The organism is Anaerotruncus massiliensis (ex Togo et al. 2026) (genome assembly GCF_030825285.1).
GTDB classification, from domain to species: Bacteria; Bacillota; Clostridia; order Oscillospirales; family Ruminococcaceae; genus Anaerotruncus; species Anaerotruncus massiliensis.
In genome coordinates this window covers 4,881-11,676 of the sequence record NZ_JAPJQF010000058.1, presented here as the reverse complement: position 1 = coordinate 11,676, position 6,796 = coordinate 4,881, and the positions used below count along the sequence as shown (strand labels likewise).

The 6,796-nt window shown below is 68.2% G+C and carries 3 protein-coding genes; 1 reads left to right on the top strand and 2 read right to left on the bottom strand.

The features are described from left to right. Positions 1–138 precede the first annotated feature (138 nt). Positions 139–855 carry a hypothetical protein gene (locus tag RCI06_RS12640; RefSeq protein WP_306576268.1) on the bottom strand — a complete coding sequence of 239 codons (717 nt, stop codon included), beginning with the start codon at positions 853–855 and terminating at the stop codon, positions 139–141. Positions 856–939: 84 nt separating this feature from the next. Beyond that, positions 940–6,048: an Ig-like domain-containing protein gene (locus RCI06_RS12635; RefSeq protein ID WP_306576267.1), complete on the bottom strand. Its 5,109-nt coding sequence runs from the start codon at positions 6,046–6,048 to the stop codon at positions 940–942. A gap of 325 nt (positions 6,049–6,373) precedes the next feature. Here RCI06_RS12635 and RCI06_RS12630 point away from each other — a divergent pair. After that, on the top strand, positions 6,374–6,796 hold a 423-nt coding region (locus RCI06_RS12630), incomplete at its 3' end, for a hypothetical protein (protein ID WP_306576266.1).

Here is a 6,796-nt window from a genome sequence, read left to right as displayed (position 1 = left end):
GGGGCGCCCCCCCACCCGCGCCACCCCGGCGGCGCGGGGGGGGGGGGGGCTGGGTTTGTCCTGCTAAAAAAATTAACCGGCGCGGCCCGCGGGGCGGCCCCCCCGCCTCTTTTCTTTTTCACGCGGGGAGTTCCCCGGCTACTTCCGGTACTTATAGTAGATCGTGTAGGAGCTGCCCGACTTCTTGATCGTCACCTGAAGCTCGCGCGGCGCTTCCTCGATTTCAAACTCCCTACTCGTGATGGGGTCCCTGGCCGTCGGCGGCACAAACTGCATCTGCCGGTAGGTGACCTTGTCGATGATCTCCCGCAGGCCCGCCATCCGGTCGCCCGCCTTGACCTTCACCTTCAGGAAGGTCTTGTTGAAATCGTCGCCGCCGTCCACCACCTTGTAGCCGACCTTTTTGATCTCCCGCTTGGCGCGGTCGAGCAGCCATTCGGCCTCCTCGTCCGTCTCCTCCCCGCTGCCCGCCGGTTCGGCGGCTTCGCTCACGGGCGCGGCTTCCGGGGCGCTCGAGGCCTCCGCCGCGGGGGCGGCTTCGGCGCCGGAACCTTCAGGTATGCTGGAAACCTCGGGCGCGCTGGACGCCTCGGGCGCACTGGAAACCTCGGGCACGCTGGAAACCTCGGGCACGCTGGAAACCTCGGGCGCGCTGGAAACCTCGGGCGCGCTGGAAACCTCGGGCGCGCTGGAAACCTCGGGCACGCTGGAAACCTCGGGCACGCTGGAAACCTCGGGCGCGCTGGACGCCTCGGGCACGCTGGAAACCTCGGCCGCCGACTCCGCCGGCGCGCCGCACGCGGCGAGCTGCGCCGCCAGCAGCGCGGCGCACAGGATACAAACCGCCTTTCTCACAATCACCCGCTCCTTCCTCTCTGACAGGGGAAGCCGAAGCGGCGGGGCCGGGGCACGCCCCGGCCCCGCCGTCGGTTTCCCGGTTTACCGGATCTCGATCGTCCCGCGCGCCGATTTGGCCATGAGGCCCTCGGTGTGCGGCGTGACATAGACGCTCTCCGAGACGAATTTCCCGGACAGCGGCATACTGACATAGTAGCTCAGGGTGTAGACGTCGGGGCCGTCCGCGTCGGGGCCGCCCCCGTCCGTTACGCCGTCGCTCGGAGGGATGACCTTCCCCCGGGCGCCGTCGTCCGCCACCGGCTCCTCGGCAAAGAAATCCGGGTCGGCCTCCTCGGCCGCCAGCTCCCGCTGCTCCCGCTCCCAACTCCCGCGGTCGCGGTAGATGTAGCCGCTGACCGTCTGGGCCTCGTTTTCCACGCCGCCCCACATCCAACCGTTCGCATCCTGGTAGCTCTGGGCGGGCAGGTAGCGCATCCCCGCCGGGATGAGGTCGGAGACCGTGTAGCAGCCGTCGGGCGCGTCGGGCGCGAAGGTGACGCGGATGTCGACCCGCGCGGTGCCCGCGCGCTCGAGGGAGTCCGCGCCGACCGGGGTGTAGGTCTTTTCGACTTTGAGCCTGCTCGTCGCGGCGCCCGCGTCCGCGGTATGCGCGGTGTAGGCGGCGCAGGCGTAGAGCTCCTTGCTCCCCGAGAAATCCGCCTCCGCGAGCGCCTGCGCGCTCAGCGAGAAGGATTTGCAGCCCCTGCCCGAAAGGGAGATCTCCCGCCGCTCGCCGTTCTGCGTCACGCTGAACTTCGCCGCGCTCTCCCCCGCCGGGAGCTTGAAATGCTCGATGTAGGCGAGCTGCTCGAGGTTCGGGAGCACCTCCGACCGGGCGCGGTCGGTGTCCGCGCCGTTCAAGAAGCGCATGAGCGGGCCGGCGTCGGGATGGGAGGACACCGAGGTGAGCAGCAGCGCCGCCGCCGTGTTTTGGATGCGGTCGTCGAGCGAACCGCCCGCCTCGACGTATTTGACCGTACCCTCGCTGACGAGCTGCCCGCCGAGCGATTCATAGACCGCGTCCGCGCCGGTGAAGTCGCCGAGCTGCGCCAGCCCCGCCCCGAGGTAGAGCTTCTGCGCGGGGGTGAGGGAGTCCCCCTCCCGCTCGAGCATGCGGGTGATGTCGAGCAGCACCGGCTCCCCGGCCGCCGCGAGCCCGAGGTAGGACATCACGCGCTCGTCGGGGGTGGAGGCGGCGTCCGCGAGCTTGCCGCGCAGGAACGAGACGGCGTCCGCCTTGTTGATCAGCTCGGGGGCCACGACGAGCATCTTGGCCGTCACGGCCGCGTCCCCCTCCGCAAGCGGCAGCAGCTTGACGCCGCCGTCCTCCTGGAGCGATTCGAGCCGGTAATCCTTGCGGACGGTCTCCCGGTCCTCCGGGTCGAGCAGCTCGTTTGCCGCGACTCGGGCGCGGTAGGCCGCGACCAGCAGCTCGGTGCGCTCCCCGTCCTGGGCGGACAGCCGCTGGAGGCCCTCCATATAGGCTTTCATCCGCTCGTCGTAGACGGTGAGCTTCACCGGGTAGCGCGCCGGCTCCAGCGAGCCGACCTCGGAGAGCGGAAGGTTCCTGACGACCGGGACGGCGAGCCCCTCCTCCACGACCGAGAACTCCTTCTGGAGCGCGTCGGAGTGGGCGCCGCAGGCCGCCTCAAAGCGGACCGCGTAGCCGCCCGCCTCGTACTTGCCGAAGTTGAAGGGGGTGTGATCGGACGCGCGGCCGGTGCCGGTCAGCCGGTCGACCTCCGCGCCCGTCCCGTCGAGGATGACCGCCGTGTAGGAGACGGCGTCCCCCGACTGGATGCCGGTGCCCGCCGCGGTCACCGACATCGAGAGGTCGTCCCCCGCGAGGTAGCTGTCGGTCACGACGGCGTTCAGGTAGAAGGGCTGTGTCGCCACCGCCCGGGAGGCGACGCTGCCCGCCTTGAGGTCGGGGGTGACCGCCAGCGCGGTGACCCGCCAGGAGGTCACATTGTCGGGCAGCTTGACCGAGAGGACCGCCTTTCCGTCCGCGCCGAGCTGCGCCGTCTGGAAGGCGGCGGTGTCGAGGAACTCCCTGCGCAGGTAGGCGCCGGCCCCGCCGCCGCCCGTGTCCGCGGCCCCTTCGGCCCCCGCGGTGTTGGGGATCGCCTTGCCGCTCTCGTCGTAGGCGCGGTAGGAGACCGCCTGCCGCACATAGGGGTGGTAGATGCTCCCGTAGAGCTGGCCCGCCAGGTCGACCGTCTGGCTTCCCAGCGCGAAGACCGCCTCGTCCACGACCCCGACGACGGCCGAGCCGGAGACGGGGTTCCCGGCGGCGTCCACGGCCGCGAGGGTGATCTCCGCCGTATCGCCCGGCCGATAGGCCTCCCTGTCGGGCGTGACCGTCAGGGTGAGCTCCCTGCCGCTGTAGTCGTAGGAGACGTTGTGCGGGTCGATCGGGAAGACGTGCCGCCCGTCGAAATACGCGCCCGCGAAATAGACGTTGGGGAGGTAATCCTCCTTCATCGTCAGGGTGATCTCGTCCCCGTCGGTGACCCCCGCCTCAAACGCCTTGCGCTGCATGGCGGTGTAGAGGATGCGGCCCCGGTTCTCCGTTTTCACGCCGTTGGCGTAGAGCCCCAGTGTGATCGGGTCCCCAATGTCCGCCGGGTCGTTGGCGTGCGGGTCGCTTCCGTCCACAAAGGTGTAGCTCACGAGGCCGTCCGCGCGCGGGTAGGGCGTCCTGCCGTGGAGGCTGTCCGCCACCGTGCCGATGACGCCGCCGTCGAACTGCGCCTCGAACCAGTAGAAGGTCTCGTCGCCGTCGGCGTAGGCAGAAAGCCCGGTGAAGACCGCGCCGCCGCCCGACGTGCCGCCGCGCAGGGTGTCCACCACCCGTTCGGCGCGCTCGTAGCGGTAGCTGGTGACGGTGCGCTTGTTGACGTAGTCGTAATAGCTGCTCGTGGGGACCCTGGTGTAGCTGATCTCATACACCGTCAGGGTGACGGGCAGGTCGGCGGAAACCCCCGCCAGCCGGTCGAACTCGTCCTCGTAGACGGCGCGGGCGAGCGGACGGGCGGCACCGCCCTGGAAGAGCTTGGAGGGATCGAGCGACGCGGTCCTCACCGTGACGTCGCCGGTGGCCTTGTCGCGTTCGGTCCTGGCCGCGATCCGCGAGGGCAGCACGGTGATCGAGCCCGACTCATAGAAATAGCCGCCGTCCTCCCTGCCCGAATTGTCCACCGTGTACCAGAGGGACTGGGGCGTCCAGCCGAGCACCGACTGCCGGTCCTGGCGCATCTGGGCGAGGTTCAGCCTGGTCGTGTGGGTGGCGCGGCCCTGCTCGTCGAGCCGGATGGCCGTCCGGCCGGGCCCGTCGGGGCCGGCGCTTCCCATATAGTTGCCGCTGAAGGTGAGCTCCCCGCCCGAAAGCGGGGTCCCGTCGTAGTAGCTCGCCTCGATCGTGAAGGTGACCGGATCGGTCGCATAGTACCAGTCCTTGTCGGGCGTGACGGTGATCCGGTAGGCGGGCTTCTGGTAACGCTCGATCGAAAAGCCCTTGGAGGTGTAGACCCCCTCGTCCCCGTCGGTGACTGAGAAGGCGTACCAGTCCTGCCGGATCCCCTGCAGGGACATGCTCCCCTCAAAGGTGCCGTCCGCCGCCACCGGGACCCGCACGCGGGTGATCTCCGATTCGGGGCCGTACTGCCCGAGCGTCGCCCACACCGCCTGCGGCAGCCCCTGCGCGCCCGTGCGCGGCTTGACCACGCCCCAGAACCGGACGGCGTCGTCCGGCTGGTAGATCTCGCGGTCGGTGTAGAGCGCGGTATAGAACCGCTCGTTGAGCGGCGTGTCCTCCCGCGCCGAGAGGGAAGCCTTTTCAAAGTAGACCGTCCGCGCGTCCCGGATGACCGACAGATAGGCGTCCTCCGTCTCGCCGGTCATGACGCGGGCGGTGCCGTCCGCCATCGTCGTGGCGGTGCGGGTCTGGCCGCTCTCCGCGTCCTCCCACTCGAGCACCGCGCCCGAAAGCGGCCCGCCCGTGACCGGGTCGTTCACCCACACGAGGGTGTCCCCGTCGGACGACTGGACATAGACGCTCAGGTTGCAGACCTGGAGGAGCTTCTGGACAAACTGCTCGTTGCCCTCCCGGTCCTTGCCCGAGACCGTCGCGATGTAGCAGCCCTCCTCGAGGTCGTCCGGAAGCGGCGCGTAAAGCTCGCCGCCGTATTCGTCCGCCGGCAAAAGCTCGCCCGTGAAGGAGGCGGTCTCCTCCAGACCGGTCGTGTTGGCCACATAGTCGGTCTTTTCCCCGTACCGTTCAGCGTAGAACGCGTCGCGGTCCCGCTGCTCCTTGATGAAGCCGCTGATGTCCGCGTAGCGGTGCAGCGAGACGTCGAAGGGCAGCCCGGTCATGTCGTCGCCCGCGTAGAGCGCCACCGACAGCGGATCGCCGGGCAGGAAGGTTTCGGCGTAATCCCCCGCCAGCCGCAGGCGCATGTAGTCCCAGCGGTCGGCCTCCTCCCCCGTCGTCTCGAAGGAAAAGTGGAGGTCCTCCTTGAGGCTCATGCCGCCCGGCGCGGTCAGCCCCGCCTTGACGGTCACCCGGTAGATGCTGTCGGGCGAGAGCGGTTCCGCCGGGCGGAAGATGACGGTGTAGTCGTTCGTCTCAAAGCTGCCCGCCGTCTCCGGCTTGATCTCGAAAAAATCCTTCAGGTTCACGCCCGGCGCATTGAAGGTGAACTCGATCCCCGCCTCGAGCGGCACATAGCTCGCGCCGTCGCGCGGGTAGACCCCGCTCACCGCGAGGTCGCTCTTCGTCTGGAAGGCGAACGACTGCACCACCGCCTTTGTCGCCGGGTTGATCACGCGGATCGTATAGACGGTGTTGTCCATGAGCGGCACGCCGGGTACCAGCGTCCAGGTTCTGCCGCTCCCCCCGATCGTATAGTCGCCGATGTCCGGCTCGATGTCCAGCATCGCGCGCAGCTCGTCCTGCGACACCCGCCAGCCCGTCGTGATCGTAAAGGAGCTGTCCGCCGCGAGCCCCAGCTCGGTCTTCTGGGTCGCGCCGATCTCCACCGACGCCATCACCATGTCCCCCGTCGGCCGCGAGAGCAGAAACGCCGCCCCCGCCGCCGCCAGGATGATGACGCCGACGATCGCCGGGATCAGCCATCTCTTCTGTTTCATTGGAGTACCTCCTTTCCGGGGGAGCTTTCGAGAAAGCTTCCCCGGACCCCTTCTTTCCGGGGGAACTTTCGAGAAAGTTTCCCCGGACCCCTTCAAAGCGTTTGGTTCAGGCCGGCCGCCGCGCCATAGAACAGGCGCGCGGCATGCGGCGGGGCTTTTGGCCGCGCGGTAACGTTTCTCCCGGGCGCCCGCCGCGGGGCGGGGCGGAAAACCGGGCGGCCCCGCCGCCCGCGCGCGAAGGCATGGCCTTCGCGCGAACGCCCGCCGGGCGTTGTTTTCCGCCCGCGGCCTTCCGTCCAATCAGTGGCAAATTCAGGACGGATTCGTGCATCTCCAGTATACCATATTTTTCGACAGGGAAAAACAGGCGGGCGGCGGAAATGTAAAAAAGCCCCTCCCCGTTCGCAGGGGCGGAGCTTTTGGGATTTTATACGATGAAAAACCCCCGTTTAAGCAAATTTGCTTAAACGGGGGTTTAGAGCAGATAACGGGGATCTACCCGCGACCTGAAAAACAGCCCACCGGGCTGTTTTTCGCGCGCTGCGGCGCGCCGGCCTGTTCGATCCCTCGTTATGCTTGCCAAAGAAAAAGGCCGCCGCGTCCCGACGCCAAAAACGTTACCGCGCATCCGCGCAAACAAAAACGCCGGGCCCCATTGCGAACGGGGTCCAGCGTCACGCTGGTGGAGCAGGCAACGGGGATCTACCCGCGACCTGAAAAACAGCCCACCGGGCTGTTTTTCGCGCGC

Bases quoted from the DNA above. Each gene is read 5' to 3' on its own strand.
- RCI06_RS12635 (WP_306576267.1), bottom strand. From the start codon at position 6,048: ATGAAACAGAAGAGATGGCTGATCCCGGCGATCGTCGGCGTCATCATC.